This is a genomic window from Achromobacter veterisilvae (assembly GCF_037619525.1).
Taxonomy (GTDB): domain Bacteria; phylum Pseudomonadota; class Gammaproteobacteria; order Burkholderiales; family Burkholderiaceae_B; genus Achromobacter; species Achromobacter veterisilvae.
Window position 1 is genome coordinate 3,893,123 of the sequence record NZ_CP148753.1, and the last position, 26,293, is coordinate 3,919,415.

The following is a 26,293-nucleotide window of genomic DNA, read 5'->3' on the forward strand; positions in this document are numbered from 1 at the left end:
AGGATACTCAAGGATGTCTTTTCGCCGGATGTTTCATCACAAAAAGGGTGTACTGCCGGGTTTGATCGCCGCACTGCTGGTACCGGCCATCGCCCACGCCTTCGACCCTTTTGTCGTGCGGGATATCCGCGTAGAGGGTATTCAACGAACCGACGCCGGCACGGTCTTCGGGTATCTGCCCGTCAAGGTCGGCGAACAGTTCACTGAAGAAGAAGCCACCGAAGCCATCCGCCGCCTGTACGGCACGGGCTTTTTCTCCGACGTGCAGATCCAGACCGACAACAATGTCGTCGTGGTGGTCGTGCAGGAACGTCCGACGATCGCCTCGGTGAACTTCAACGGCATGCGCGAGTTCGACTCCAAGGCCATCACCACCTCGCTGGGGCAGGTGGGTTTCGCCGAAGGCCGCATTTTCGACCGCTCCATGCTCGAGCGCGCCGAATACGAACTGAAGCAGCAGTACCTGTCCAAGGGCAAGTACGGCGTCGAAGTGACGTCCACGGTGACGCCGCTGCCCCGCAACCGCGTGGGCGTGAGCTTCGACGTGTTCGAAGGCTCGGTCGCCCGCATCGAGGAAATCCGTTTCGTCGGCAACAAGGCCTTTTCCGAAGGCGACCTGATGGACGTGTTCCAGTTGACCACGCCGGGCTGGCTGACCTGGTACACCGACACCGACAAGTATTCGCGCGAAAAGCTCGAGGGCGACCTGGAGCGCCTGCGTTCGTTCTACCTGGACCAGGGCTATCTCGAGTTCTCGGTCGAGCCGCCGCAGGTCACGATTTCGCCGGACCGCAAGGACATCCGCATCACGATCACCGTGCACGAGGGCGAGCCCTACAAGGTGCGCAGCGTGAAGCTGGCGGGCAACCTGCTGGGCCTGGACAAGGAAATCAACGAGCTGCTGCAGGTCAAGCCCGACGAGACTTTCTCGGCCGCCAAGGCCAACGATTCGGCCAAGGCCATCACCGACTACCTGGGCGAGCTGGGCTACGCGTTCGCCAACGTCAACCCCAACCCGCAACTGGACCGTGCCAAGCACGAGGCCGACCTGACGTTCTACGTCGATCCCAGCCGCCGCGTGTACGTGCGCCGCATCCAGATCGGCGGCAACACCCGCACCCGCGACGAAGTGGTGCGCCGTGAAATGCGCCAGCAGGAAGCGGCCTGGTACGACGCCAAGGACATCAAGACCTCGCGCGACCGCGTCGACCGCCTGGGCTACTTCAGCGACGTCAACGTCAAGACCGATCCGGTCCCGGGCTCTCCCGACCAGGTCGACGTGAACGTCGACGTCAAGGAAAAGCCCACCGGCATGATCAACCTGGGCGTGGGCTACGGCTCGTCGGAAAAGGCCATCCTGTCGGCGGGCATCAGCGAAGACAACGTCTTCGGCAGCGGCACCAACCTGACCCTGCAACTGAACACCAGCAAGACCAACCGCGCGATCGTGCTGTCGCACACCGATCCGTACTGGACCAAGGACGGCATCAGCCGCACTTCGTCGGCGTACTACCGCGTGACCGAGCCCTGGAACAACAACGACGGCGATTACCGCGTCAAGGCCATGGGCCTGGGCATGAACTTCGGCGTGCCGATTTCGGAATACGACCGGATCTTCCTGGGCGCCAACTTCGAACGCAACCAGATCGAGCTGTACAACAACTCGCCGGCCGCGTACGAGAAATTCGTCGACGACTACGGCGATTCGACCAACTCGGTCATCTTCAGCGCCGGCTGGTCCAAGGACACGCGCGACAGCGCGCTGGCGCCGACCAAGGGTTCGTACACCCGCCTGAAGGCCGACTTGTCGACCATCGACCTGAAGTACACGATGCTGACTGCCCAGCAGCAGTACTTCGTGCCCCTGGGCGGCTCCTACACGCTGGCCCTGAACGGCATGATGGACTGGGGCCAGAGCTACGGCGGCAAGGACTATCCGGTCATCAAGAACGTCTACGCGGGCGGTATCGGCACCGTGCGCGGCTACGAAGGCTCGTCGCTGGGTCCGCGCGACACGAAGACGGGCGACTACCTGGGCGGCACGCGCCGCATCGTGGCGAACGCCCAGTTGTACCTGCCGTTCCCGGGCGCGTCCAAGGACCGCACGCTGCGCTGGTTCGTTTTCTCGGACGCCGGCCAGGTGGCTTCCGGCAGCGGCCTGTCTTGCACGGGCGGCAAGCCGGGCAGCGAGGTGGAAGATCCTTGCGGCTGGCGCTTCTCGGCCGGTATCGGCCTGTCGTGGCAGTCGCCGATGGGGCCGTTGCAGTTGTCCTACGCCCGTCCGCTGAATTCGAAGGCAGGCGACGACAAGCAGAGCTTCCAGTTCCAGATCGGGACTGGTTTCTAAGCGCCGTTACGCTTGAAAACAAGGGAGGAGACCGGCGGGCCGGCTCCTTTGCTGTTTAGTGGCACAATACACACTTTGGCTTTGCCTTACTGGAAGGTGAGATTTTCATGATGTCTGATTCCGCACTTAAAACATCGAATTCGCTGGGTGCCAAGCGCCGCGGCAAGCTGGGCGGTACCATTGCCCTGGTGGGTGCGCTCATTCTCGGTTCGGCTGCGGCGATTCCCGCCCAGGCACAAGGCACCAAGATCGGTTTCGTGAACACCGAGCGGATCCTGCGCGAGTCGGGCCCGGCCAAGGCCGCCCAAAGCAAGATCGAAGCCGAATTCAAGAAGCGCGACGATGAACTCCAGCGCCTGAACAACAACCTGCGCTCGCAGGCCGAGAAGTTCGACAAGGACGCGCCCGTCCTGTCGGAATCCGACCGCGTCAAGCGCCAGCGCGAGCTGTCCAACCTGGATACCGACCTGCAGCGCAAGCGCCGCGAGTTCCAGGAAGACTTCAACCGCCGCCGCAACGAAGAATTCTCGGGCATCGTGACGAAGGCCAACGAGGCCATCAAGCGCATCGCCGAGCAGGAAAGCTACGACCTGATCATCCAGGACGCCGTGACGGTCAACCCGCGCATCGACATCACCGACAAGGTGATCCAGAGCCTGGGCAAGTAAGCAGTATCTGTCAGCCATGCCGGTTTTACTGGATCTTGTCCGCGCGCCGACGCTTGAAGCACTGTTGAGCGCCGCCAATACCCAGGGATTGGACTGGCGCATCAGCGCGGCGCCGGGCGCAGACCCCTTGCGGGTCTGCGGCATCGGAACCCTGTCATCGGCGGGGCCCCAGGAAATCTCCTTCCTGGCCAATCCGCGCTACCAGAGCCAGCTCGGCGCCACCAGGGCGGCGGCGGTCATCGTCTCGAACGACGTGGCCGAGGCCCTGGAGGCCGAAGGCAGCCCCCGGCCGCCGTTCGCGCTGGTCGTCTGCAAACATCCCTACCTGCTTTACGCCCGCGTGGCGCAGTGGTTCGACGCCGCGAGGCGGCCCGAACTGCCCGCGTGCGCGCATCCGTCCGCGGTGGTGGCCGACGACGCCACGATCGAGGCCGGTGTGCGCATCGGCCCGCATTGCGTCGTGGAATCCGGCGCCCGCATCGGCCGGGACACGGTGCTCGGGCCGGGCTGCGTCATCGGCGCGGGTTCGTCCGTGGGCCCGGGCAGCCGCCTGCACGCCCACGTCACCCTGTACGAAGGCGTCACCATCGGCGCCCGGGCGATCATCCACAGCGGCGCCGTGCTGGGCGCGGACGGATTCGGCTTCGCGCCGGATCCTTCGCTGGGCAAGGGCGCCTGGGGCAAGATTCCCCAACTGGGCGGCGTCACCATCGGCGACGACGTTGAAATCGGCGCGAACACCACGATCGACCGCGGCGCGCTCGAAGACACCCTCGTGTCCGACGGCGTGAAGCTGGACAACCAGATCATGGTGGGCCACAACTGCCGCATCGGCGCGCATACCGCGATGGCCGCCTGCGTCGGCGTGGCGGGGTCGACCACCATCGGCGAACGCTGCACTATCGGCGGGGCGGCGATGCTGTCGGGGCACCTGACGCTGGGCGACGACGTGCACATTTCGGGCGGCACGGCGGTGACGTCCAATATTTCGAAGCCTGGCCGCTATACGGGCGTGTTCCCGTATGCGGAGCATGGAGATTGGCAGCGCAACGCCGCCGTCATACAGCAGTTGGCGCAATTGCGCCGCCGCGTGCGGACGCTGGAAAAAGAGTAGGGCGCGGTTGCCGCCCCGGCGCGTCCGCGCCGCGAAATTATTTCACTTTGCAGGAAAGCATAGAAAAATGGAACTCGACATCAAGGGGATCATGGAGAGGTTGCCGCATCGTTACCCGATGCTGCTGATTGACCGCGTCGTCGAAATGGTGCCCGGCAAGTCCATCGTGGCCATCAAGAACGTCTCGATCAATGAACCGTTTTTCAATGGCCACTTCCCGCATCACCCGGTGATGCCTGGCGTGCTCATCGTGGAAGCCATGGCCCAGGCCGCGGCCCTGTTCTCGTTCACGGACGAGGACGGCGGACTGAAGTGCGAAGGCTCCAAGACGGCGTACTACCTGGTCGGCATCGACGGCGCGCGTTTCCGCCGCCCCGTGGTGCCGGGCGACCAGTTGCGCATCGAGGCGGAGGCCGAGCGTTTGAGCCGCAGCATCTGTAAATACAATGCGCGCGCGACGGTGGACGGCCAGGAAGTCGCCTCGGCCAAGCTGATGTGCGCGATTCGCAGTCTGGAAGAGTAAATGGCAGGGAACATTCACCCCACCGCTGTCGTCGATCCGGCGGCAAGAATCGACCCGACCGTGGTTGTCGGGCCCTATGCGACGATCGGTCCCGGCGTGACCATCGGCGCGGGCACCGAGATCGGCCCATATTGCATGGTGGACGGGGTGACGACCATCGGGCGCGACAACCGCTTCTACCGGTACTGCTCGATCGGCGGCATGCCGCAGGACAAGAAGTACAAGGGTGAACCGACCCGCCTCGAGATCGGCGACCGCAACACCGTGCGTGAGTTCGTGACGCTGAACACGGGCACCATGCAGGACGGCGGGGCCACCACGCTGGGCGACGACAACTGGATCATGGCGTACGTGCACGTGGCGCACGACTGCCACGTCGGCAGCAACACCATCCTGGCCAATTCCGTGCAACTGGGCGGCCACGTCCACGTGGGCGACTGGGCCATCGTGGGCGGCCTGACCGGGGTGCACCAGTTCGCGCGCATCGGCGCCCACAGCATGACGGGCGGCAACAGCTCGCTGATGCAGGACACGCCGCCGTTCGTGCTGGCCGCCGGTAACCCCTGCCGTCCGGTGGGCATCAACGTCGAAGGCCTGAAGCGCCGCGGATTCACCGCCGCCGAAATTTCGGCGCTGCGCGACGCCTACAAGATCATCTATCGCCGCGGGCTGCCCCTGGACGCGGCGCGGGCCGAAATGCGCGCCCGCCAGCAAGAGGAACCGGCGGTCGCCCGCCATCTGCAGACCCTGCTCGATTTCCTGGACGTCGCCAGCCGCGGCATCATCCGGCCATGAATACGCGGATCGGCATGGTGGCTGGCGAGCCTTCGGGCGACTTGCTGGCCGGTCGCATCATTGCCGGTCTGCAAGCGCGCGACGCCGGCATCCGCTGCGAAGGCATCGGCGGGCCGCAGATGCAGGCCCGCGACTTCGACGCCTGGCATCCCATGCATGCCTTGACCGTGTTCGGCTACGTCGATGCGCTCAAGCGGCTGCCCAGCCTGCTGGGCACCTATGGCGACGTGAAGCGCCGCTGGCTGGCCGAGCCGCCCGCGGTCTTCGTCGGCATCGACGCGCCGGATTTCAACCTGCGTCTGGAACACAAGCTGCGGCAGGCCGGCACGCCCACCGTGCACTTCGTCGGGCCGTCGATCTGGGCCTGGCGCTACGAACGCATCAACAAGATCCGCGAAGCCGTGTCGCACATGCTGGTCCTGTTCCCGTTCGAGGAAGAGATCTACCGCAAGGAAGGCATTCCGGTCACCTACGTGGGCCACCCGCTGGCCGGGGCGGTGCCGATGCAGCCGGACCGCGCCGCGGCGCGCGCGCGGCTGGGCATAGACCAGGACGCGCGCGTGCTGGCGATCCTGCCCGGTAGCCGTTCGTCCGAGATTCGCCTGCTGGCGCCGCGCTTTCTCCAGGCCGCGCAGTTGTTGCAGAAAAAGGACCCGGCCCTCCAGTGCGTGGTGCCCATGGTCAACGACCAGCGGCGCGCCGAATTCCAGGACATCCTGGCCCAGTATCCGGTGCCGGGGCTGCGCTGCGTGACCGCGCAGGACCTGCACGGCGAGGGCGGCGACCGCCAGTCGCCGGTGGCGTGGTCCGTCATGGAAGCGGCCACGGCGGTGCTGGTGGCCAGCGGCACCGCCACGCTCGAGACGGCGCTGTACAAGCGGCCCATGGTGATCTCCTACGTGCTGTCGCCCTGGATGCGCCGCATCATGGCCTGGAAGTCCGGCCAGCAGCGTCCCTACCTGCCGTGGGTCGGCCTGCCGAACGTGCTGCTGCGCGATTTCGCCGTGCCCGAACTGCTGCAGGACGACGCCACGCCCGAAAAACTGGCCGAGGCGACCTGGGCCGCGCTGACCGACGAGGCGCTAACGGCGCGGGTCGAGGCCCGCTTCACCGCCTTGCACCAGGAACTGTTGCGCGATACGCCGGCGCTGGCCGCGCAGGCGATCCTGGAGGTGGCCGGTGGAGCAGCCTGACCTGTTCGCCGCGCCTGAGCAGCCCGCCATGGTGACGGCCGGCGTCGACGAGGCCGGCCGCGGCCCGCTTGCCGGCGCGGTCTACGCGGCGGCCGTCATCCTGGATCCCGCCCGCCCCATCGACGGGCTGGCGGACTCCAAGGTGCTGAAGGCGGCCACGCGCGAAGCCCTGGCGCTGGAGATCCAGGAGCGCTCGCTGGCCTGGTTCGTCGCCAGCGCCAGCGTCGCCGAGATCGACAGCCTGAACATCCTGCGCGCCACGATGCTGGCCATGCAGAGGGCGGTGCAGGGCCTGTCCGTCCTGCCGCAACTGGCCCTCGTGGACGGCAACCAGGCGCCCAAGCTCGGCTGCACCGTGCAAACGGTCATCAAGGGCGATGCGCTGGTGCCCGCCATTTCCGCGGCCTCCATCCTGGCCAAGACCGCCCGCGACGCCGATCTGCTGCGGCTGCATGGCCTGTATCCCCAATACGCGTTCGACCAGCACAAGGGCTACGGCACGGCGCTGCATCTGCAAATGCTGCGCGAACACGGCCCTTGCGCCGAGCACCGCCGCAGCTTCGCGCCCATCAAGGCTTTCAGCCTGACGCCATGAAACACATCAGTTCCCGCGACAACCCCGCGGTCAAGGCGCTGGCCAGGCTGGCCGGCACGGCGGGCAAGCGCGGCGCGCCGGTGCTGCTGGACGGCGTGCACCTGTGCCAGGCCTGGCTGCAGCAGTATGGCGCGCCCGATCAGGCGGTATTCGACGTGGAGCGCCTGTCGCAGCCCGATATCGCCGCGCTGGCCGCCGCCGTGCCCGACAGGGACTGCCTGGCGCTGGACGCGCGGCTGATGCATTCCCTGGCCAGCGTGGAAAGCGGGCAGGGCGTGGCTTTCCTGGTCACGCCGCCGGCGGCGGACCTGCCCGGCGCGGTGGACGAGAACTGCGTCCTGTTCGACCGCATCCAGGACCCGGGCAACGTCGGCACCCTGTTGCGCACCTGCGCGGCCGCCGGCGTCAAGCGGGTCTTCCTCGCGACCGGCACGGCCGCGGCCTGGTCGGCCAAGGTGCTGCGCAGCGGGCAGGGCGCCCATTTCGCGCTGGCGATCCATGAACACGTCGATCTCGCAGCCCTGTTGCCGCGCTTGCGGGTGCCCCTGGTGGCGACCGCCCTCGACGGCGCGCAGGACCTGTACGAAGGACGCTTGCCGTCCCGCTGCGCCTGGGTCTTCGGGCACGAGGGCCAGGGCGTGGCGCCCGACCTGCTGGCGGCGGCGGGGTTGAAACTGCGGATTCCGCACGATGCCGGCGCGGTCGAGTCCCTGAACGTGGGCGCGGCCGCCGCGATCTGCCTGTTCGAGCAGCGGCGCCAGGCGAGGGCGGGCGCGGCGTGAGGCCGGCGCTGACCCTGGCCGCGATGGCCTGCGTTGCCGCGGCGCTGGGCGCCTGCGCGTCCGATTCGCCGGTCCGGGCCATGTACGTGCCGGTCGTGGCGGGCGACGCCGCGGGCATTTCGCAGTTGTCCCGCGACGTGGCGGTGGCGTTCTCGGACGGAACTGCCTACACGCTGCCGGACGGCTCGCGGTGGCGCCGGATCGGCGCCCTGGTGCAGGGCGACGTCTACCGCCCCTTGGACGAGCCGCTGAGGCTGGGCAAGGGAGGGGGCGCCGAGGCCTATCTGGTCGCGTCCTCAGGCAGGCTGCTGGGCTTCTATCTGCCCGCAGGCAGCCTGTTCCAGCCGCTGCCCAAGCCCGTCCCGCTGCCGTTTTCGCAGCGGCGGTGACCGCGGCCCCGGTGTCCGGCCGATACGGTCCGGTTTAGCCGTTTTTCTACGGATTGAAGGGCCCGTCCCTTGCTTATACTGCCTCGTTTGCGCAAGGCGCGCGCGCAGTTTGAACGAGGACGAGGCATGAAAAACTGGATCAAATCGGGGATGGCCGCGCTGGGCGTGGCGGTGTTGCTGTCCGGCTGCGGCGGCCCCCGGTACAAGGACGTCGCGAACTCCGTCCCGGTCATGGCGCCGGACGCGGGACGCATCTACTTCTACCAGCCGCCGGCACCTGCTGGCGTGGTGTCCAATCAGCCCTATCTGCGTGTAAACGGCGTGAAGGTCGGCCGGTCCAAGCCGGGCAGTTTTTTCTATGTGAACCGTCCGGCGGGCAATTATGAAGTCGATACCCTGCGCGATGGCGAAGCGCTGTCGTTCACGCTGGCTCCGGGCCAGACGCGGTATGTGCGCGTGAGCATCGAGGGTGTGAGCGGCAATTCGTCCAGCGTGGGCCGGCAGGAAATGCGGCTCGAGGAGTCCGAGGCGGCCGCGAGGCAAGAAATGGAGCCGCTCAGGTACTGGGGGGCGGGATCTCGCGAACGCGTGAAGCTGAGCCCCTGAAACAGAGCCGCAAGGGCGCGCCGACGGCGCGCCCTTGCGGCTTTCAGCCCCGGTCCAGCCCGACTTCCTGCAGCACCGTGGTCGCGATCTCTTCGATGGATTTGGTGGTGCTGGACAGCCAGGAAATGCCCTCGCGGCGCATCATGCGCTCGGCCTCGGCCACTTCGTAGCGGCATTGCTCCAGCTTGGCGTAGCGGCTGTTGGGCCGGCGTTCATTGCGGACCTCGGCCAGGCGCTCGGGCTGGATCGACAGGCCGAAGAGCTTGCCGCGGTGCGGAGCGATGGTCGAGGGCAGGGTGCCGCGCTCGAAATCGTCGGGCGTTAGGGGGAAATTGGCCGCCTTGATGGCGTATTGCATGGCCAGGTACAGGCTGGTGGGGGTTTTGCCGCAGCGGGAGACGCCCACCAGGATCACGTCCGCCTGGTCGAGCTGGTTCACGAACTGGCCGTCGTCGTGCGCCAGGCTGAAATTGATCGCGTCGATCCGGTTGCGGTACTTTTCCGAATTGGCCTGCATGTGCGAGCGGCCGATGGAATGGCTGGACTTCAGCCCCAGCGCCTGCTCGATGTGGCTCACGAAGGTGCCGAAGAGGTCCAGGAATATTCCGTTCGCCTGTCGAACACGGGCCAGCATGTCGGGATTGACCAGGGTGCTGAAAACGATGGGAGGAACGCCCGCTTCCTGGGCGCTGCGGTCGATCCGCATGGCGACTTCCGCCGCTTTCTCCAGGGTGTCGACGAAGGGCAGCCGCACCGGCTTGAAATCGACTCCCTCGAACTGCGAAAGCACTGACTGGCTGAAGGTTTCTGCGGTGATGCCGGTACTGTCGGAAACGATGTATACCGTGCGTGCGATCGGGGTAGATGTCATGTGTAAAAAATTCCAACCAGGCGGATGGCCGGACGTACTCCACCGAGTACAATCAGGCCCCTATAAGTCACCCCAAGGGCGGTCCAAGGCCAGTTTGGTCAGCGCGTAGGGGCAGGGTGAAAACCCGGCTTTCTATGCATTGACCAAACTCGCTTTCATTCCATTGTAAAAGGTGACTTCAATGTCGTATGTTGTTTTGTTCGAGCAGCTCCGCATGACGGACGTGGACTCGGTAGGAGGCAAGAACGCATCACTAGGCGAAATGATCAGCCAACTGTCTGGCGCGGGTGTCCGCGTGCCGGGCGGCTTCGCCACGACCGCGGATGCCTTCCGCGACTTCCTGCAGGCCTCGGGCCTGGACAAGCGCATCGCTGAGCGCTTGAGCACGCTGAACCCCGAAGACGTCCGCGAGCTGGCCAATGCCGGCGCGCAGATCCGCCAATGGATCGTCGAGGCGCCGTTCTCGGCCGAATTCGAAAAACAGATCCGCGACGCCTTCGCCAAGCTCGACGCCGACGGCAAGGGCTCGTTCGCCGTGCGTTCGTCCGCCACGGCCGAAGACCTGCCCGACGCCTCGTTCGCCGGCCAGCAGGAAACCTTCCTGAACGTCGTCGGCATCGACGACGTGCTCGACAAGATCCGCCACGTGTTCGCGTCGCTGTACAACGACCGCGCCATTTCCTACCGCGTGCACAAGGGCTACGCCCACGCCGACGTCGCCTTGTCGGCCGGCATCCAGCGCATGGTGCGTTCCGACAAGGGCAGCGCCGGCGTCATGTTCACCATCGACACCGAATCGGGCTTCCAGGACGTGGTGTTCATCACCTCGTCCTACGGCTTGGGCGAAACCGTGGTGCAGGGCGCGGTGAACCCCGACGAGTTCTACGTCTTCAAGCCGACGCTGGCCCAGGGCCATTTCCCGATCGTGGGCCGCCGCATCGGTTCCAAGCTGATCAAGATGGAGTTCGACCCGGAGCGTCCCGAAGGCCGCGCCGTGCGCACGGTGGACGTGCCCGTGTCCGAGCGCAACCGCTACTCGCTGACCGACGACGAGGTCAATGAACTGGCTCGCTACGCCGTCATCATCGAAAAGCACTACCAGCGCCCGATGGACATCGAATGGGGCCGCGATGGCGTGGACGGCAAGATCTACATCCTGCAGGCGCGCCCGGAAACGGTGAAGTCGCAGCAGGGCGCCTCCGACGTCCAGCAGCGCTACCGCCTGAAGGCCACCGGCCAGGTCCTGATCACCGGCCGCGCGATCGGCCAGAAGATTGGCTCGGGCCCGGTGCGCGTGGTCGGCGACATCTCCGACATGGACAAGGTCCAGCCGGGCGACGTGCTGGTCACCGACATGACGGACCCCAACTGGGAACCCGTGATGAAGCGCGCTTCCGCGATCGTGACGAACCGCGGCGGCCGTACCTGCCACGCGGCCATCATCGCGCGCGAACTGGGCATTCCGGCGGTGGTGGGCTGCGGCAACGCGACCGACGTGCTGAAGGAAGGCCAGGCCGTGACCGTGTCCTGCGCCGAAGGCGACGAAGGCCGCATCTATGACGGCCTGATCGAGACCGAAGTCGAGGAAGTGCGCCGCGGCGAAATGCCCGCCATCGATCTGAAGATCATGATGAACGTGGGCAATCCGCAACTGGCGTTCGACTTCGCCCAGATCCCGAACGGCGGCGTCGGCCTGGCGCGCCTGGAATTCATCATCAACAACAACATCGGCATCCACCCGAAGGCGGTGCTGGACTATCCGAACGTCGACGGCGAACTGAAGAAGGCCGTGGAATCGGCGGCCCGCGGGCACGCCAGCCCGCGCGCGTTCTTCGTCGAGAAGATGGCCGAAGGCGTGGCCACCATCGCCGCCGCCTTCTATCCGAAGCCCGTCATCGTGCGCATGTCGGACTTCAAGTCCAACGAGTACCGCAAGCTGGTCGGCGGTTCGCGCTACGAGCCCGAGGAAGAGAACCCCATGCTGGGCTTCCGCGGCGCGTCGCGCTACATCGCCGAGGACTTCGCCGAGTGCTTCCGCATGGAATGCGAAGCGCTGAAGAAGGTGCGCGATGAAATGGGCCTGACCAACGTCGAGATCATGGTGCCTTTCGTGCGCACCCTGGGACAGGCGGAGAAGGTGGTGAACCTGCTGGCCAAGCACGGCCTGGCCCGCGGCGAAAATGGCCTGAAGCTCATCATGATGTGCGAAGTGCCGTCCAACGCCATCCTGGCCGACGAATTCCTGCAGTACTTCGACGGCTTCTCGATCGGTTCGAACGACATGACCCAACTGACGCTGGGCCTGGACCGCGATTCGGGCATGGAACTGCTGGCGGCCGATTTCGACGAACGCGACGAGGCCGTGAAGTTCATGCTGCGCCGCGCGATCAAGGCTTGCCTGGCCGCCAACAAGTACGTGGGCATCTGCGGCCAGGGCCCCAGCGACCACCCCGACTTCGCGCAGTGGCTGAAGGACGAGGGCATCCTGTCGATGTCGCTCAACCCGGACACCGTTGTCGATACGTGGCAGCGTTTGGCCAAGAACTGATCGGGTTTCCGATTTGAAAACCCCGCGTCCGGGAGGGCGCGGGGTTTTTTTTGCTCAATGAGCCTTTTTTTTGCGGGGGTGTCTGACACCCGGGGAGGTCCTGCTTGGGCGGACGAGCATCGCGTACGGGTGTCAGACACTGGCAGCGTGAACTAGGCGCGTATGGGTGTCAGACACTGAGTGTCCCTCCCGCGCGTGAACCAGGTGTCTGACACCCGTACGAGACGCCGTCTCGGTTGAAGCAGGTCTTGCCGGGTGTCAGACACCCCCACGCAAACAACCCCCCCTACGCCGCCAACGCCTCCCGCGCAATCAATTCCCGCTTGCGGTCTATTCCCCAGCGGTAGCCGGCCAGCGAGCCGTCGGTGCGCACCACGCGGTGGCAGGGGATGGCCAGGGCGATGTTGTTGGTGGCGCAGGCGCGGGCCACGGCGCGCACGGCCCGGGGCGAGCCGATGCGTTCGGCGATGTCGGTGTAGGTGGCCGTCGCGCCCACGGGAATCTCGCGCAGCGCTTCCCAGACCCGGCGCTGGAAGGCCGTGCCGCGCACGTCCAGGGGCAGGTCCAGGCCGCGCTTGGGGTCTTCGACGAAGCCCACGACGGCCGCCACCCAGCTTTCGAACTGCGCGTCGGCGCCGATCAGGCGCGCGGCCTTGAAGCGGTCCTGCAGGTCGCGGACGAGCTGCTCCGGATCTTCGTGCAAGGCGATCTCGCAGATGCCCGTGCCGCTGGCGGCCACCAGCAGGGCGCCCAGGGAGCATTGGGCGACGGCGAAGCGGATGTCCACGCCCGCGCCGTTCTTGCGGAAGGCGGTGGGCGTCATGCCCAGGATGGCGGGCGCGGCTTCGTAGAAGCGGCCGCTGGAATTGAAGCCGGCGTCGTACATGGCGTCGGTGACGCTGGCGCTCTGCCCGAGGCGCTGCCGCGCGCGGTTGGCGCGCAAGGCGGTGGCATAGGCCTTGGGGGTGATGCCCGTGGCCGCCTTGAATACGCGGTGGAAGTGGAAGCGGCTCATGCCCGCCTGTTCGGCCAGCGTGGCGAGGTCGGGCGGCTGCTCGGACTCCAGTGCGCGGCAGGCGCGCTCGACGGCGGCGGCGTGCTGTTTGCTCAAAGAGGCGGCGGCGTGGCTCATAAGGGACTCCTGGCGGGTGCGCGGACTTGCGCGCTTGACCGTATCGTCTCAAGGCCCGCCGTCGGCCGCACTCCGGTTGTTGCGCGGGCCGGGCTGGAAGCGGCGCTAGGCGGAAGCGTAGGCATCCAGGAAGCGGCGCAGCAGGCCGCCCGCCACGGGGGTGGCGCGCACATTGGCGGACAGGCCCGGCACGTCCAGGTTCTCGGCGGCGTAGCGGCGGCCGAAACGCTCGAGGTGGGCGCGGATGAAATCGGGACCGAATTCAGGGTGGAACTGGGTGGAGAACACGTTGCGGCCGACCCGGATCATCTGGTGCTCGTCCAGGTCAGACCGCGCCAGCACGGCCGAGCCCGGCGGCGGTTGCAGCACGGTCTGCGCGTGCAGCATCTGGGCCGGGAAGGTGGGCGGGAGGCCGGCCAGCAGCCTGTCGCCGGCGGCGGGGGGCAGCAATTCCACCGTTTGCGTGCCGACCTCGCGGCCGGCCGGGTTGTAGCCCACCTTGCCGCCCAGCGCATGCGCCAGCAACTGGTGGCCGTAGCAGACGCCGAACATGGGCAGTTCCGCCGCGGCGGCTTCGCGCAGCCAGGCGGCGGTGTCCTCGCTCCAGGGCTCTTTGTCGGTCACCATGGCGGGCGACCCCGTGATCAGCGCGGCGCGATAGCTGGCCGGAGAGCGCGGCCGACGGCCTTCGTGCACGGCCACGATTTCCATGGCGTCGGGCGTCAGGCCGGCGGCCTGGGCGAGTTGGTCGGCATAGCCGCCGAACAGGCTTTTGAGCGTGTCGTCGGGGTCGCCGGTATGCAGGATCAGGACGGGAAGGGCGGAAGGAATTGCAGCGGTCATTGGGGGCTTTGCGTAAGAGGGGCGGGCGCCGGGTCCTGATGGATCTCCACCGCCAGCGCACATCATAATCCAGCGCTATTGTCCTTGAGGCACGCCGCCCTTACCGTTCCGTCCCGGAAATACGTACAATCCGGCACAGGAACTCATCCTTACGGGCGAACAAAGACTATGTGGATATGGCTGGGACTGGCCGCGCTGGCCTTGATCGGCGAATTGGCGACGGGTACGTTCTATTTGCTGCTGGTGGCCCTGGGACTGGCGGCGGGGGGCGTGGCCGCATGGTTCGGCGCCGGCCTCGAATGGGAACTGGTGGCCTGCGGCGTGGTGCTGCTGCTGGGCCTGCTGGTGCTGCGCAAGACCCGCGTCCTGAAGAAGCGCGAGGTCGATTCGGCCAGCAACGCCGACGTCAACCTGGACATCGGCCAGACGGTCTCGGTAGAGGCCTGGTCCGACAGCGGCACCGCGCGCGTCTGGTACCGGGGCGCGCACTGGCAGGCCGAACTGGCCCAGGGGCAGGCGCCGCTGGCCGGCGAACAGACGATTACCGAAATGCGCGGTTCGATCCTGGTGCTGACTCCCAAGGGCACGCCCGGCTCGGCATGAGCAGAACCGGCCCGCCGCGGGCGCGGCCGGCAGCAGCCGCCCTCGCCGTCCTGGCGGGCGCTGCGAACGTACTTACCAGAAGGAGAGGCTCCGAATCATGATCGACACTTCCACCATCGTCCTGCTCGTCATCGTCGCGCTGGCGATACTGATCGTCATCAAGGCGATCGCCATCGTGCCCCAGCAGCACGCCTGGGTGGTCGAGCGCCTGGGCAAGTTCGACCGGGTCCTCTCGCCGGGCGCGGGCTTCGTGATTCCGTTCATCGAGCGCGTTTCGTACAAGCATTCGCTGAAAGAAATCCCGCTGGACGTGCCCAGCCAGGTCTGCATCACGCGCGACAACACGCAACTGCAGGTGGACGGCGTCCTGTACTTCCAGGTGACGGACCCCATGCGCGCCTCCTACGGTTCGTCCAACTACATCTCCGCCATCACGCAGCTCGCCCAGACGACGCTGCGCTCCGTCATCGGCAAGATGGAACTGGACCGCACCTTCGAAGAGCGCGACTCCATCAACAGCAACATCGTCTCGTCCCTGGACGAGGCCGCGCTGAACTGGGGCGTGAAGGTCCTGCGCTACGAGATCAAGGACTTGACGCCGCCCAATGAAATCCTGCGTTCGATGCAGGCGCAGATCACCGCCGAACGGGAAAAGCGCGCCTTGATCGCGGCATCCGAAGGCCGCCGCCAGGAACAGATCAATATCGCCACGGGCGAACGCGAAGCCGCGATCGCCCGTTCGGAAGGCGAGAAGCAGGCGCAGATCAACCAGGCCCAGGGCGAGGCCGCGGCGGTGCTGGCGATCGCCGAGGCCACCGCCAAGGCCATCACGCAGGTCGCCGACGCGGTGCGCCAGCCGGGCGGCATGGAAGCCGTGAACCTCAAGGTGGCCGAGCGCTACGTCGAGGCGTTCGGCAACGTGGCCAAGGAAGGCAATACGCTGATCCTGCCGGCGAACCTGTCTGACGTGGGCGGCATGATCGCCTCCGCCATGACCATCGTGAAGTCCACCCGGAATAGCTGACAACCGCGCCGGCCGGCGCACCGACGATGATCGCTCCCGTTAACTTGCTTTTGGTAGCAGCGCTGGCGGGAGTGCTTGCGCTGTGCGTGCTCGGGTCCCTGGCCCGCAGCGGCATGGCCGGCATCAAAGAGGCGATACGCGCCAATCTGCTGACGCTGGTGGCGTTCGGCGCCTTTGCCTTCCAGGCCTCCGACGCGCCCTTGTTCCTGTCGGTGATCCTGGCCAATACGGCCGTCGCCCTGGCGCTGTGCGCGTACTATGCGGGCCTGTGCAGGCTGGTCGGCCGGCCCGTCCCGAAGCATCTGATGGGGCTGGCCTCCGGCGCGACGCTGCTGGTGCTGGCGGCCTACACCTACATCGATCCGCGGGTGGGAGCCCGCATGGTGGCGATGTCGGTGCTGATGGCCGGCTTCATGCTGGCCGTCGCCGTGACCGTGGGCCATGGCATGCCGATGAACCGTTCGCGCTACAGCTACCATTTCGTCCGCGTGGTGGCGCTCGTGTCCGCCGCGGTGTGCGCCGGGCGGGCCGTGGTCTATCTGCTGGACATCGCGCAGCCGCAGGCGCTGCTGCTGCCCACTGCCTGGAACGTCGCGTTCATGACGCTGGGCGTGCTGACCATGCCCTGTCTGACCCTGGGCACCATCATGATCATCCACGACCGGATGCTGGCGGACCGCGAACACGAGGCGAACACCGATTTCCTGACCGGCCTGATGTCGCGCAAGGCGTGGTGGCTGCAGGCCGAGCGCTATTGCGCGCAGGCGCTGCGCACGCGCAGGCCGCTGGCGATGCTGCTGCTGGACATCGACCACTTCAAGCGCCTCAACGATACCCACGGCCATGCGGCGGGCGACGCCGTGCTGCGGCATTTCGGCCTGCTGGCCACCGCCACGCTGCGCACGGGCGACCACGTGGGCCGCGTGGGCGGGGAGGAATTCGCCGTGCTGTTTCCCGACATGCGCAGCGATGCGGTATTGGAGGTGGCGGGACGCCTGCTGGATTCGGTGCGGCGCACGCCGTGCGCGCACGGCGGCAGCACCGTTTCCTACACGTTCAGCGCAGGAGTGGCGGACTGGATACCCGGCGAGAGCCTGCAGGCGTTTTTCGAGCGGGCCGACCGCAAGCTCTATGCCGCGAAGGAGGCGGGGCGCAACCGCATCGTGGGGCCGGGCGCCGACCTGGAGCGCCAGCCGCTGCCCGCGGCGGCGTGAATCAGTCTTCCTTGCTCCGGCGCGGGGCGCGGGTGTCGTGCTTCATCATGCGCTCTTTCTCGCGCTGCCAGTCCTTTTCGCGCGCGGTATCGCGCTTGTCGAACAGCTTCTTGCCGCGGCCCAGCGCGAAGTCCAGCTTGATGCGCCCGTTCTTGTAGTGCAGGTTGAGCGGGACCAGCGTATAGCCGCGCTGCTCGACCTTGCCGATGAGCTTGCTGATTTCCTCGGCCTTGAGCAGCAGCTTGCGCGTGCGCATGGCGTCGGGGTGGATGTGCGTGGATGCCGTGGGCAGCGGGCTGACGTGCATGCCCAGCAGGTAGAGTTCGCCGTCGCGCACGATGACGTAGCTTTCCTTGAGTTGCACGCGGCCGTCGCGGATCGCCTTGACTTCCCAGCCTTGCAGCACCAGGCCGGCCTCGTAGCGGTCTTCGATGAAATAGTCGTGCGTGGCCTTGCGGTTGTCGATAATGCTCATAAAGCCTGTTCTGTACGTGTCGTCGGAGCCTGCCAGCGGTTGATTTTCGGACGGGCTTCTGAGTAAATGCCGCGTGGCCGCCAGCATGGACCCACACATGGGGCCGCGCGGATCCGGCCTTGCCAGTCCGCCAGCGGCGCCCCCTTGAGGGGGAAGCGCGCAGCGCTTCGGGGGTGGGGCATGCCCGCCTGTGCCTATTGGTAAAATCCTGCCATTCTAGCCATTTGCGATAGCCGATGCACAAAGTACAACGATCCGTCCTGGTGCCCTATAGCGCCGCCCAGATGTTCGACCTGGTCGCCGACGTGGAGAAGTACCCCGAGTTCATGCCCTGGTGCGGCGGCGCCGAGGTGCAGAGCCGGAACGAGCACGGCATGCAGGCTTCGATTCTGATCAGTTTCGCGGGGATGAAGCAGCGCTTCACCACGCGCAACACCCATGCCTATCCCGACCGGATCGACCTGGAACTGGTGGACGGCCCGTTCTCCAGCCTGGTCGGGCACTGGGAATTCCAGGCGCTGGCCGAGGACGCCTGCAAGGTGCTGTTCACCATGGAATACGCGTTCTCCAACCGGGCGCTCGAGATGGTGGTCGGTCCGGTGTTCAACCGCATCGCCACCAGCTTCATCGACTCCTTCACCAAGCGCGCGCAGGCCAAGTATGGCGAATGAGCCGTCTCCGGCGGGGCAAGTGCGCGTCAGCGTGTGCTACGCCTTGCCGGGCCACGTCTGGATGCGGGAACTGAGCCTGCCCGAGGGCGCCACGGTGGCGGACGCGCTGACCGCCAGCGGCTTCGCCGACGCCTTTCCGGTCGTGCAGCCCTGGGAGCGCGGCGTGGGCATTTTCGGGCGCGCCGCCGAGCCGCAGGCCCGGCTGGCCGACGGGGACCGCGTGGAAATCTACCGCGGCCTGAGTTTCGACCCCAAGGAATCGCGCCGCCGCCGCGCGGAGCACCGCCGCGCCAGGACGGCCAGGAACGGGCGCGTCCGTCCGGCCGGCCTGCTATAGGTCCGCCTCGGGAAGACCCGGGGACACATTGTCGCGAGTAGGACAAATCACGCCGGCGCTTCCGGCGTAACATAAACGTCGGTACGCACTTACGTTTACGTCAACGTCATGTCAAAATCGACAGGCCGACGTTCATGAGACGGCGGCGGCGCCGACAGACAATACCGACTACAACAGGAGACAGGCTGTGGACTTGGAACTGACCGACGAACAGCGCGCTTTCGCGCAGGCCGCGCGCGACTACGCGGAGGGCGAACTGGCCCCGCACGCCGCGCACTGGGACGCCGAGGGCATCTTCCCGCGCGAGGCCTTCGCCCGGGCGGGCGAGATGGGCTTTTGCGCCATCTACGCCAGCGAAGACATCGGCGGCCTGGGGCTGCCGCGGCTGGACGCCACCCTGGTGTTCGAGGAAATGGCGGCGGTCGACCCGTCCACCACGGCGTTCCTGACGATCCACAACATGGCCACCTGGATGGTGGGCAAGTGGGGGCAGCCCGGGCTGCGCGAGGCCTGGGGGCCGTTGCTGGCCAGCGGCCAGAAGCTGGCCTCGTACTGCCTGACCGAGCCGGGCGCGGGTTCCGACGCCGCCTCCCTGTCCACGCGGGCGCAGCGCCAGGGCGACGACTACATCGTCAACGGCGCCAAGGCGTTCATCTCGGGCGGCGGCGACACCGACCTGCTGGTGGTCATGGCGCGCACCGGGGGCGAGGGCCCCAGCGGCATCAGCGCGTTCGCCATCCCCGCCGACAGCGAGGGCATCTCCTACGGGCGCAAGGAAGAGAAGATGGGCTGGAACAGCCAGTCCACGCGGCCCATCGTGTTCGAGAACGTCCGCGTGCCGGCCGCCAACATGCTGGGCCAGGAAGGCGAAGGCTTCAAGATCGCGATGAAGGGCCTGGACGGCGGCCGCATCAACATCGGCACCTGCTCGGTCGGCGCGGCGCAAGGCGCGCTGGACGCCGCCCGGCGCTACATGGACGAGCGCAGGCAGTTCAACCGGCGCCTGGCCGAGTTCCAGGCGCTGCAATTCAAGCTGGCCGACATGGCCACCCACCTGGTGGCGGCCCGCCAGATGGTGCGCCTGGCGGCGTGCAAGCTGGATGGGGGCGCGCCCGACGCGGCGACCTACTGCGCCATGGCCAAGCGCTTCGCCACCGACATGGGTTTCCAGATTTGCCTGGATGCGCAGCAGATCCATGGCGGCTATGGCTACTTGCGGGACTATCCCTTGGAGCGCTTGGTGCGCGATACTCGCGTTCATCAGATTCTGGAGGGAACCAACGAGATCATGCGAGTGATCATTTCCCGCCAATTGTTGGAAAAAGGAGCCGACATAAGATGAATGCACCGGTGCTGTTCGAAGAAAAAACCGCTGCCAATGGAATGCGCTTCGGGATCGCGACGCTGAATTCGCCGCAGACCCTGAACGGCCTGTCGCTGGAAATGGTGGACCTGCTGGCCGCCCGGCTGGATGCCTGGGCGAGCGATCCCGGCGTGGTCCTGGTGGTCCTGCAGGGCGCCGGCGAAAAGGCGTTCTGCGCCGGCGGCGACCTGCACGGGCTGTACCGCAGCATGCGCGAGAACGCCGGCGGGTCCGGCTGGAGCAACGCCTACGCGCGGCGCTTCTTCGAGCACGAGTACCGGCTGGACTACCGCATCCACACCTATCCCAAGCCCGTGCTGTGCTGGGGCCACGGCATCGTCATGGGCGGCGGTATCGGCCTGATGATGGGGGCCAGCCACCGGGTGGTCAGCGAGACGTCCCGCCTGGCGATGCCGGAAGTCACGATCGGCCTGTTCCCGGACGTGGGCGGCAGTTGGCTGCTCAACCGCATGCCGGGCCGGACCGGACTGTTCCTGGCGCTGACGGGCGCGCCGATGAACACGTCCGACGCGTTCTTCGCCGGCCTGGCGGATTTCCGCTTGAATCACGCGGACTGGCCCAGGCTGCTGGCCTCGCTCGAAGAACAGCCCTGGGCCGGCCAGCCACAGGGCGCGGCCGAAGGCACCATTCCCCCGCGCTCGATCAACGACGGCCTGCTGCGCCGCGCCCTGGCGGCGCTGGAGCCGCAGACGCCGCTCGATCCGGGCCCGCTGCGCCAGCACTCGTTCCTGATCAATAGCCTGTGCAGCGGCAACCGGCTGGACGACATCCATGAAGAACTGGCCGCCCTGAAAGACCACGAGGACCCCTGGCTGGCGCGCGCGGCGGCGACGATGCTGGCGGGCTCGCCGGGTTCGGTGCGCCTGTCGTTCGCGCTACAGCAGCGCATGCGCCTGCGTTCGCTCGACGACGTGTTCCGGGCCGAGTACATCGCGGCCCTGGCATGTACCGCGCATGGCGATTTCGCCGAAGGCATCCGCGCGCTGCTGATCGACAAGGACAAGAAGCCGCGCTGGAATCCCGCGGTCATGGACATGGCGACCGACGCCTGGGTGCAGAAGTTCTTCGAGGAACCGTGGCCCGAAGGCGAGCCCCATCCGCTCGAAGACCTGGGCAAGGAAGGGCGGTAGCCCCGCGGCGGCGGCCGGCGCCCATTACGCAGTACACGATGATTCCATACCTACAGCAATGGCAACAGGAGACAAGACATCATGAGCAGCATCGCGTTTATCGGATTGGGCAACATGGGCGCGCCCATGGCATTGAACCTGGTCAAGGCCGGCCATAGCCTGACGGTCTTCGACCTGGTGCCGGCGGCCGTGAAAGGGCTGACCGACGCCGGCGCCAAGGCGGCCGCGTCCGCCGCCGAGGCGGTCAAGGGCGCCGAGGTGGTGATCTCGATGCTCCCGGCCAGCAAGCACGTGGAGGGGCTGTACCTGGACGAGGACCTGCTGGGCAAGATTCCGTCCTCCGCGCTGGTCATCGAATGCAGCACCATCGCGCCGGATTCGGCGCGCAAGGTGGCCCTGGCCGCCGAGGTCCGCGGCATCGCCATGATCGACGCGCCGGTGTCGGGCGGCACGGGCGGAGCGGTCGCCGGCACGCTGACGTTCATCGTCGGCGGCCAGGCCGCGGCGCTGGAGCGCGCCCGTCCGGTCCTGGAGAAAATGGGCAAGAACATCTTCCACGCCGGCCCGGCGGGCGCGGGCCAGGTGGCCAAGATCTGCAACAACATGCTGCTCGGCATCCTGATGGCCGGCACCTCCGAAGCGCTGGCCCTGGGCGTGGCCAACGGGCTGGATCCCAAGGTGCTGTCGGACATCATCGCCAAGAGCTCGGGCCGCAACTGGGCGACCGAACTCTACAACCCCTGGCCCGGCGTGATGGACCATGCCCCGGCGTCCAAGGGCTACGCGGGCGGCTTCGGCGTGGATCTGATGCTGAAGGACCTGGGCCTGGCGGCCGAGGCGGCCCTGTCGGCGCGGGCCTCGATCCCGCTGGGCGAACTGGCGCGCAATCTCTATTCCCTGCACAGCGCGGGCGGGTCGGGCAAGCTGGACTTCTCCAGCATCGTCAACCTGGTCAAGCGCGAGCAGGACTGACATGGCGCAACCCCAGGCATCGGCGGACCCGGCGTCGCGGGTCAGGGCCAGCTTCGGCCAGCAAAGCATCATGGTCCTGCTGGGGGCGGGGCTGGACGTGGTGGAACCGGGCCGGGTGGACATCGTCCTGCCGTACCGGGCCGACCTCTGCCAGCAGAACGGTTTCCTGCATGCGGGCATTTCCACCACGATCGCGGACAGCGCCGGCGGCTATGCCGCGTACACGCTGTTCGAGCCGGGCGAGGACGTGCTGACCTCGGAGTTCAAGATGAACTTCCTGGCGCCCGCCAAGGGCGACCGCTACGTCGCCAGTGGCCGCGTGGTCAAGCCCGGCAAGCGCCTGTCGATCTGCCAGGTCGAAGTGCATGCGTACGAGGGCGAGCAGGCCACGCTTTGCGTGATAGGCTTGCTTACCGCGGTGCGCGTGACGCCGCGCTGAACTCCGCGCGCGGCGGACCCGTCCATGGGGGCGGGCCCCGCCGCGCGGCCTGTCGCGCGTTGCATGGGTAGCTGGCAATGCCTCCTAGAGAACATCATCGGATTTTTCGCAGCAACTGGCTGCGCGCAGCAGTGCTGGGCGCGAATGACGGCATCGTGTCCACGGCCAGCCTGATCACCGGCGTCGCGGCCGCGCAGGCCACGCACGAGGCCATTCTTACCTCGGGGGTGGCCGGGCTGGTGGCCGGGGCGCTGTCGATGGCGGCGGGCGAATACGTCTCGGTGCGGTCTCAGGCGGACACCGAGGCCGCGGACCTGCGCCTGGAACAGCACTCGCTCAAGCGCAACTCCAGCGAAGAACTGGCCGAACTCATCGATATCTATGTGCAGCGCGGGCTGACCCGCGACCTGGCGGCGCAGGTCGCGCACCAGTTGACCCGCCACGATGCGCTCGACGCGCATGCCCGCGACGAACTGGGCATTTCCATCCACAACCGCGCGCGGCCGGTGCAGGCGGCAGCGGCGTCGGCCGCGTCGTTCGCCGCGGGCGCGGCGCTGCCGCTGCTGATGGCTACCCTGGCGCCCCTGCCGCAACTGATCGGCTGGGTCATCGGCGCGTCCGTGGCCTGTCTGGCCGGCCTGGGGGCCCTGGCCGCGAGGGCCGGGGGGGCGCCCAAAGGGCCGGCCGCGCTGCGCGTGACGGTCCTGGGCGCCTTGGCGATGGGGGCTACCGCCGCGGTGGGCGCGCTGTTCGGCGTGGCGATCTAGGGCCTGTCCGGCCCTACGGCGAGATGGAATAGGGCAGCGGGGCGGCGGAAATGCGCGGGCCGTCGGCGGCGCCCAGCCGCAGGTCGCCTTCCGGCAGCGCGGCCAGGGCGGTTTCGAACAGCACCGACACCACGCCCGGCTCGCTGGCGGCGTCCACGATGCGGCCGGTGGGTTCGCCGGGCCGGGCGGCGTCGTATACGTCCACGCCGGCCAGCGCCGCGCCTTGCGCGGCCGCGTCGGCAATGGTGCCGTAGGCCATGCGCCGCTTGACCGTGCCGCGGTAGTGGCTGCGCGCCACGACTTCCTGGCCGGGATAACAGCCCTTGGTGAAGCTGACGCCCTGGATCAGGTCCAGGTTGACCGTCTGCGGAATGAAAACGTCCTGGGTGGCCGCGGCGATCCAGGGGATGCCCGCGGCCAGGTCGGCGGCATGCCATTGCGCGGCGGGCGCGAGCCCGAGCGCGCCCGACAGCGCGGCCGCCTGTTCCAGTTGCGCGTCCGAGGCGATCCACCACCAGCGCAGGCGCGCATCGGCGGAAGGGGCCGCGATCCAGGTGCCCGAGGGCAGGTCGGCGCGCTGCCAGGGCGCGCGCGGAAGCGGGCCGGCCGCCGCTTCCAGCGCGTCGGCCTGTTCGGCCGTGGCCAGCACGCCCGCCACATGCAGCGGCGTGGCCGCCAGCTTGGCCTTGGCGCGCAGCACGAACATCGACAGGCGCTTGATCAGGGCCTGGGCGAGATCCTGGCGGACCAGGCCGTAGAGTTGGGGCGCGTCGTCCGCGTCGGAGGGGGCCGCGCGCCACATCACCAGGGTGGCCAGCAGGCGGCCCTTGGCGGTGCAGTAGCCCGCCAGCCGGGCGGCGTCGGCGGGCAGGCCGGTGACGTCCTGCGTCAACTGGCCGTGCAGGAAGGCCAGGGCGTCCGCGCCGGACGCGGAGAAGACCAGGAAATCCTCCAGCGGCGCGCATTGCGCGCAACCTTCGGCGCGCGCGGGAATCGAAGAATGGAAAGCATGCATGGCGGCGGCGTTATCGCGTCATCAAAGAGCAGATGATAGCCGCGTTCCCCGCCCGGCAGGGCCATGCCCCCGCCGTGCAAAGGGGCGCGCGGCGCGCTCCGGCCCCTCTTTCGGCGCGGCAGGCCCGCGCGATCAATTAAACTTCGAATACTTATGAAGAAGCGACTCCGTTTTTACGTCTTGTGGTCTTTCCTGCTCATCGTGCTGGCCGCCGCCGCGGCGGTGGGCGCCGCCTGGCACTGGATGCACAGCCCCATGCAGTTGTCGGCCGACAAGATCGATTTCGTGGTGGATCCGGGCAGCAGCCCGCGCACGGTCGCGCGCGCGCTGAACGAGGCCGGCGTGCCCATGTGGGAACCCGGTTTCGTCTGGATGGCGCGCCTGTCCGAACTGGACAAGCAGATGAAGGCCGGCGGCTACCAGGCGATCAACGGCGATACGCCCTGGCGGCTGCTGGAGCGGCTGGCCCGCGGCGACATGACGCAGCGGCAGATCACCTTCCTGGAAGGCTGGACCTACCGGCAGATCCGCCAGGCGCTGCGCGCCAATCCCGACGTCAAGCAGACGCTGGGCGACACCACGGACGAGGCGCTCATGGAGCGCCTGGGGTCCGATATCCAGCACCCGGAAGGGCTGTTCTTCCCGGATACCTACATCTTCACGCCGGGCAGCACCGATTTCGACCTGCTGCGCCGCGCCTACCAGGAAGGCCAGCGCATCCTGCGCGACACCTGGGCCCAGCGCCAGCCGGACATCCCGGTGAGCACCCCCTATGAAGCCCTGGTGCTGGCCTCCATCATCGAGAAGGAGACCGGCCACGGCCCCGACCGCCGCCGCGTGTCCGGCGTGTTCACCAACCGCCTGAAGGTCGGGATGCTGCTGCAGACCGATCCGACCGTGATCTACGGCATGGGCGACGCCTACCAGGGGCGGATCCGCAAGCGCGACCTGCAGACGGACACCCCCTGGAACACCTATACGAGGCCGGGCCTGCCCCCCACGCCCATCGCGGCGGCCGGCCGGGCGGCGCTGCTGGCGGCGGTGCAGCCCGAGCAGCACAAGTTCCTCTTCTTCGTGTCGCGGGGCAACGGCACCAGCGAATTCTCGGTCAACCTGTCCGAGCACAACCGCAACGTGTCTCGCTACATCCTGGGGCAGGGACAGAATCCGGCCGCGCCGCAAGTACAAGCACAAGGACAAGACCAATGACCTCGCGTGGACGTTTCATTACGCTGGAGGGCGTGGACGGCGCGGGCAAGAGCACGCATACCGTCTGGATCGCCGATTTCCTGCGCGCGCGGGGCCTGGACGTGGTGTCCACCCGCGAGCCCGGCGGCACGCCGCTGGGCGAAAAGCTGCGCGCCCTGGTGCTGGCCGACCCGATGGGGCTGGATACCGAGACCCTGCTGATGTTCGCCGCCCGCTGCGAACATGCGCGGCTAGTGATCGAGCCGGCGCTGGCGCGCGGGGCCTGGGTCGTGTGCGACCGCTACACGGACGCCACCTACGCCTACCAGGGCGGGGGTCGCGGCCTGGGCGCCGAACGCATCGCCGTGCTGGAGGACTGGATGCGGGCGGGCCAGCCCGACCGCACCTGGCTTTTCGACGTGCCGCTGGAAGTGGCGCGGGCGCGGCTGGCCGATGCGCGCCAACCCGACCGGTTCGAGCGCGAGGGCGCGGCTTTCTTCGAACGCACCCGCGCGGCCTATCATGCGCGCGCCGCCGCCAATCCGGATCGTATCCGCATCGTCGATTCCACGCGGTCCATCGCCGAGGTCCGCGCCGCGCTCGAAGCGGGGCTGCGCGACCTCCTGGAGCAGGGCGCATGAGCGCGCCGGGCCGCCCCAAGGGCGAAG

The 26,293-nt window shown here is 67.5% G+C and carries 28 protein-coding genes; 23 read left to right on the plus strand and 5 right to left on the minus strand.

Features of this window, described 5'->3' with window-relative positions:
- Nucleotides 1-13 precede the first annotated feature (13 nt).
- The 10 genes from bamA (at nucleotide 14) to WHX56_RS18155 (ending at nucleotide 9,012) form a co-directional block, all read left to right on the plus strand.
- Nucleotides 14-2,347: an outer membrane protein assembly factor BamA gene (bamA, locus tag WHX56_RS18110; RefSeq protein ID WP_129239020.1), complete on the plus strand. Its 2,334-nt coding sequence runs from the start codon at nucleotides 14-16 to the stop codon at nucleotides 2,345-2,347.
- Nucleotides 2,348-2,454: 107 nt separating this feature from the next.
- Nucleotides 2,455-3,015, plus strand: coding sequence for an OmpH family outer membrane protein (locus tag WHX56_RS18115; protein ID WP_129239019.1), 561 nt, complete (start codon nucleotides 2,455-2,457; stop codon nucleotides 3,013-3,015).
- A gap of 16 nt (nucleotides 3,016-3,031) precedes the next feature.
- Nucleotides 3,032-4,129: a UDP-3-O-(3-hydroxymyristoyl)glucosamine N-acyltransferase gene (gene lpxD / locus WHX56_RS18120; protein ID WP_338878558.1), complete on the plus strand. Its 1,098-nt coding sequence runs from the start codon at nucleotides 3,032-3,034 to the stop codon at nucleotides 4,127-4,129.
- 67 nt (nucleotides 4,130-4,196) lie between these two features.
- Complete coding sequence (fabZ, locus tag WHX56_RS18125) at nucleotides 4,197-4,652, plus strand: 3-hydroxyacyl-ACP dehydratase FabZ (RefSeq protein ID WP_129239017.1); 456 nt, start codon at nucleotides 4,197-4,199, stop codon at nucleotides 4,650-4,652.
- Complete coding sequence (gene lpxA / locus WHX56_RS18130) at nucleotides 4,653-5,447, plus strand: acyl-ACP--UDP-N-acetylglucosamine O-acyltransferase (protein WP_338878559.1); 795 nt, start codon at nucleotides 4,653-4,655, stop codon at nucleotides 5,445-5,447.
- Nucleotides 5,444-6,640 (plus strand): lipid-A-disaccharide synthase, encoded by a 1,197-nt coding sequence (gene lpxB / locus WHX56_RS18135; protein WP_338878560.1) that lies wholly within the window; start codon nucleotides 5,444-5,446, stop codon nucleotides 6,638-6,640. The genes lpxA and lpxB overlap by 4 nt, the downstream gene beginning before the upstream one ends.
- Nucleotides 6,627-7,235 carry a ribonuclease HII gene (gene rnhB, locus WHX56_RS18140; RefSeq protein ID WP_422393600.1) on the plus strand — a complete coding sequence of 203 codons (609 nt, stop codon included), beginning with the start codon at nucleotides 6,627-6,629 and terminating at the stop codon, nucleotides 7,233-7,235. Before lpxB ends, rnhB begins: the two co-directional genes overlap by 14 nt.
- Entirely contained in the window at nucleotides 7,232-8,017 is a 786-nt protein-coding gene (locus WHX56_RS18145) for an RNA methyltransferase (protein ID WP_338878561.1), read from the plus strand. Before rnhB ends, WHX56_RS18145 begins: the two co-directional genes overlap by 4 nt.
- Nucleotides 8,014-8,406, plus strand: a complete 393-nt coding sequence (locus tag WHX56_RS18150; RefSeq protein WP_338878562.1) for a hypothetical protein — start codon at nucleotides 8,014-8,016, stop codon at nucleotides 8,404-8,406. Before WHX56_RS18145 ends, WHX56_RS18150 begins: the two co-directional genes overlap by 4 nt.
- Nucleotides 8,407-8,532: 126 nt before the next feature.
- Complete coding sequence (locus WHX56_RS18155; protein WP_129239012.1) at nucleotides 8,533-9,012, plus strand: DUF2846 domain-containing protein; 480 nt, start codon at nucleotides 8,533-8,535, stop codon at nucleotides 9,010-9,012.
- Nucleotides 9,013-9,055: 43 nt separating this feature from the next.
- On the opposite strand, the gene ppsR is transcribed toward WHX56_RS18155, so the two are convergent.
- Entirely contained in the window at nucleotides 9,056-9,883 is an 828-nt protein-coding gene (gene ppsR / locus WHX56_RS18160) for a posphoenolpyruvate synthetase regulatory kinase/phosphorylase PpsR (protein WP_129239011.1), read from the minus strand.
- Between the two features lie 181 nt (nucleotides 9,884-10,064).
- On the opposite strand from ppsR, the gene ppsA reads away from it, so the two are divergent.
- Nucleotides 10,065-12,431, plus strand: coding sequence for a phosphoenolpyruvate synthase (ppsA, locus tag WHX56_RS18165; protein ID WP_129239010.1), 2,367 nt, complete (start codon nucleotides 10,065-10,067; stop codon nucleotides 12,429-12,431).
- Between the two features lie 286 nt (nucleotides 12,432-12,717).
- Here ppsA and WHX56_RS18170 read toward each other — a convergent pair whose 3' ends face one another.
- Entirely contained in the window at nucleotides 12,718-13,563 is an 846-nt protein-coding gene (locus WHX56_RS18170; RefSeq protein ID WP_287752945.1) for a bifunctional transcriptional activator/DNA repair enzyme AdaA, read from the minus strand.
- 105 nt (nucleotides 13,564-13,668) lie between these two features.
- Nucleotides 13,669-14,406: a glutamine amidotransferase gene (locus WHX56_RS18175; protein ID WP_129239008.1), complete on the minus strand. Its 738-nt coding sequence runs from the start codon at nucleotides 14,404-14,406 to the stop codon at nucleotides 13,669-13,671.
- 168 nt (nucleotides 14,407-14,574) lie between these two features.
- Between WHX56_RS18175 and WHX56_RS18180 the strand changes: the two genes are divergently transcribed.
- The 3 genes from WHX56_RS18180 to WHX56_RS18190 all read left to right on the plus strand — a co-directional run bounded on the left by WHX56_RS18180 (nucleotide 14,575) and on the right by WHX56_RS18190 (nucleotide 17,247).
- On the plus strand, nucleotides 14,575-15,009 hold the full coding sequence (locus WHX56_RS18180) for an NfeD family protein (protein ID WP_129239007.1): 435 nt from the start codon (nucleotides 14,575-14,577) through the stop codon (nucleotides 15,007-15,009).
- 97 nt (nucleotides 15,010-15,106) lie between these two features.
- Entirely contained in the window at nucleotides 15,107-16,033 is a 927-nt protein-coding gene (locus WHX56_RS18185) for an SPFH domain-containing protein (protein ID WP_129239006.1), read from the plus strand.
- A gap of 26 nt (nucleotides 16,034-16,059) precedes the next feature.
- On the plus strand, nucleotides 16,060-17,247 hold the full coding sequence (locus WHX56_RS18190; protein ID WP_338878563.1) for a GGDEF domain-containing protein: 1,188 nt from the start codon (nucleotides 16,060-16,062) through the stop codon (nucleotides 17,245-17,247).
- A 1-nt stretch (nucleotide 17,248) separates the two neighbouring features.
- On the opposite strand, the gene smpB is transcribed toward WHX56_RS18190, so the two are convergent.
- Nucleotides 17,249-17,722, minus strand: coding sequence for an SsrA-binding protein SmpB (gene smpB, locus WHX56_RS18195; RefSeq protein ID WP_129239004.1), 474 nt, complete (start codon nucleotides 17,720-17,722; stop codon nucleotides 17,249-17,251).
- A 236-nt stretch (nucleotides 17,723-17,958) separates the two neighbouring features.
- On the opposite strand from smpB, the gene WHX56_RS18200 reads away from it, so the two are divergent.
- The 7 genes from WHX56_RS18200 to WHX56_RS18230 all read left to right on the plus strand — a co-directional run bounded on the left by WHX56_RS18200 (nucleotide 17,959) and on the right by WHX56_RS18230 (nucleotide 23,422).
- The gene (locus tag WHX56_RS18200) at nucleotides 17,959-18,393 is read left to right on the plus strand and encodes a type II toxin-antitoxin system RatA family toxin (RefSeq protein WP_129239003.1); all 435 of its coding nucleotides are present in this window, start codon (nucleotides 17,959-17,961) and stop codon (nucleotides 18,391-18,393) included.
- Nucleotides 18,383-18,730 (plus strand): RnfH family protein, encoded by a 348-nt coding sequence (locus WHX56_RS18205; RefSeq protein ID WP_338878564.1) that lies wholly within the window; start codon nucleotides 18,383-18,385, stop codon nucleotides 18,728-18,730. The genes WHX56_RS18200 and WHX56_RS18205 overlap by 11 nt, the downstream gene beginning before the upstream one ends.
- Before the next feature lie 187 nt (nucleotides 18,731-18,917).
- Entirely contained in the window at nucleotides 18,918-20,072 is a 1,155-nt protein-coding gene (locus WHX56_RS18210) for an acyl-CoA dehydrogenase family protein (protein WP_129239001.1), read from the plus strand.
- Nucleotides 20,069-21,244, plus strand: a complete 1,176-nt coding sequence (locus WHX56_RS18215) for an enoyl-CoA hydratase/isomerase family protein (protein WP_129239000.1) — start codon at nucleotides 20,069-20,071, stop codon at nucleotides 21,242-21,244. The genes WHX56_RS18210 and WHX56_RS18215 overlap by 4 nt, the downstream gene beginning before the upstream one ends.
- A gap of 81 nt (nucleotides 21,245-21,325) precedes the next feature.
- Nucleotides 21,326-22,216, plus strand: coding sequence for a 3-hydroxyisobutyrate dehydrogenase (mmsB, locus tag WHX56_RS18220; RefSeq protein ID WP_129238999.1), 891 nt, complete (start codon nucleotides 21,326-21,328; stop codon nucleotides 22,214-22,216).
- 1 nt (nucleotide 22,217) lies between these two features.
- Nucleotides 22,218-22,655 carry a PaaI family thioesterase gene (locus tag WHX56_RS18225; protein ID WP_129238998.1) on the plus strand — a complete coding sequence of 146 codons (438 nt, stop codon included), beginning with the start codon at nucleotides 22,218-22,220 and terminating at the stop codon, nucleotides 22,653-22,655.
- A gap of 77 nt (nucleotides 22,656-22,732) precedes the next feature.
- Nucleotides 22,733-23,422: a VIT family protein gene (locus tag WHX56_RS18230; RefSeq protein WP_338878565.1), complete on the plus strand. Its 690-nt coding sequence runs from the start codon at nucleotides 22,733-22,735 to the stop codon at nucleotides 23,420-23,422.
- 13 nt (nucleotides 23,423-23,435) lie between these two features.
- On the opposite strand, the gene WHX56_RS18235 is transcribed toward WHX56_RS18230, so the two are convergent.
- Nucleotides 23,436-24,437 (minus strand): folate-binding protein, encoded by a 1,002-nt coding sequence (locus tag WHX56_RS18235; RefSeq protein ID WP_338878566.1) that lies wholly within the window; start codon nucleotides 24,435-24,437, stop codon nucleotides 23,436-23,438.
- A gap of 153 nt (nucleotides 24,438-24,590) precedes the next feature.
- Here WHX56_RS18235 and mltG point away from each other — a divergent pair, with 153 nt between their 5' ends.
- Nucleotides 24,591-25,646, plus strand: coding sequence for an endolytic transglycosylase MltG (gene mltG, locus WHX56_RS18240; protein WP_338878567.1), 1,056 nt, complete (start codon nucleotides 24,591-24,593; stop codon nucleotides 25,644-25,646).
- Nucleotides 25,643-26,266: a dTMP kinase gene (gene tmk / locus WHX56_RS18245; protein WP_338878568.1), complete on the plus strand. Its 624-nt coding sequence runs from the start codon at nucleotides 25,643-25,645 to the stop codon at nucleotides 26,264-26,266. The genes mltG and tmk overlap by 4 nt, the downstream gene beginning before the upstream one ends.
- Nucleotides 26,267-26,293 lie beyond the last annotated feature (27 nt).

Bases quoted from the DNA above. Each gene is read 5' to 3' on its own strand.
- WHX56_RS18230 (WP_338878565.1), top strand. From the start codon at position 22,733: ATGCCTCCTAGAGAACATCATCGGATTTTTCGCAGCAACTGGCTGCGC.
- WHX56_RS18175 (WP_129239008.1), bottom strand. From the start codon at position 14,406: ATGACCGCTGCAATTCCTTCCGCCCTTCCCGTCCTGATCCTGCATACC.
- WHX56_RS18200 (WP_129239003.1), top strand. From the start codon at position 17,959: ATGCACAAAGTACAACGATCCGTCCTGGTGCCCTATAGCGCCGCCCAG.
- WHX56_RS18235 (WP_338878566.1), bottom strand. From the start codon at position 24,437: ATGCATGCTTTCCATTCTTCGATTCCCGCGCGCGCCGAAGGTTGCGCG.
- WHX56_RS18170 (WP_287752945.1), bottom strand. From the start codon at position 13,563: ATGAGCCACGCCGCCGCCTCTTTGAGCAAACAGCACGCCGCCGCCGTC.
- WHX56_RS18225 (WP_129238998.1), top strand. From the start codon at position 22,218: ATGGCGCAACCCCAGGCATCGGCGGACCCGGCGTCGCGGGTCAGGGCC.
- WHX56_RS18115 (WP_129239019.1), top strand. From the start codon at position 2,455: ATGATGTCTGATTCCGCACTTAAAACATCGAATTCGCTGGGTGCCAAG.
- WHX56_RS18155 (WP_129239012.1), top strand. From the start codon at position 8,533: ATGAAAAACTGGATCAAATCGGGGATGGCCGCGCTGGGCGTGGCGGTG.
- WHX56_RS18215 (WP_129239000.1), top strand. From the start codon at position 20,069: ATGAATGCACCGGTGCTGTTCGAAGAAAAAACCGCTGCCAATGGAATG.
- mltG (WP_338878567.1), top strand. From the start codon at position 24,591: ATGAAGAAGCGACTCCGTTTTTACGTCTTGTGGTCTTTCCTGCTCATC.
- ppsA (WP_129239010.1), top strand. From the start codon at position 10,065: ATGTCGTATGTTGTTTTGTTCGAGCAGCTCCGCATGACGGACGTGGAC.
- fabZ (WP_129239017.1), top strand. From the start codon at position 4,197: ATGGAACTCGACATCAAGGGGATCATGGAGAGGTTGCCGCATCGTTAC.
- WHX56_RS18185 (WP_129239006.1), top strand. From the start codon at position 15,107: ATGATCGACACTTCCACCATCGTCCTGCTCGTCATCGTCGCGCTGGCG.
- lpxB (WP_338878560.1), top strand. From the start codon at position 5,444: ATGAATACGCGGATCGGCATGGTGGCTGGCGAGCCTTCGGGCGACTTG.
- mmsB (WP_129238999.1), top strand. From the start codon at position 21,326: ATGAGCAGCATCGCGTTTATCGGATTGGGCAACATGGGCGCGCCCATG.
- lpxD (WP_338878558.1), top strand. From the start codon at position 3,032: ATGCCGGTTTTACTGGATCTTGTCCGCGCGCCGACGCTTGAAGCACTG.
- WHX56_RS18205 (WP_338878564.1), top strand. From the start codon at position 18,383: ATGGCGAATGAGCCGTCTCCGGCGGGGCAAGTGCGCGTCAGCGTGTGC.
- WHX56_RS18190 (WP_338878563.1), top strand. From the start codon at position 16,060: ATGATCGCTCCCGTTAACTTGCTTTTGGTAGCAGCGCTGGCGGGAGTG.
- smpB (WP_129239004.1), bottom strand. From the start codon at position 17,722: ATGAGCATTATCGACAACCGCAAGGCCACGCACGACTATTTCATCGAA.
- WHX56_RS18180 (WP_129239007.1), top strand. From the start codon at position 14,575: ATGTGGATATGGCTGGGACTGGCCGCGCTGGCCTTGATCGGCGAATTG.
- WHX56_RS18145 (WP_338878561.1), top strand. From the start codon at position 7,232: ATGAAACACATCAGTTCCCGCGACAACCCCGCGGTCAAGGCGCTGGCC.
- bamA (WP_129239020.1), top strand. From the start codon at position 14: ATGTCTTTTCGCCGGATGTTTCATCACAAAAAGGGTGTACTGCCGGGT.
- lpxA (WP_338878559.1), top strand. From the start codon at position 4,653: ATGGCAGGGAACATTCACCCCACCGCTGTCGTCGATCCGGCGGCAAGA.
- tmk (WP_338878568.1), top strand. From the start codon at position 25,643: ATGACCTCGCGTGGACGTTTCATTACGCTGGAGGGCGTGGACGGCGCG.
- ppsR (WP_129239011.1), bottom strand. From the start codon at position 9,883: ATGACATCTACCCCGATCGCACGCACGGTATACATCGTTTCCGACAGT.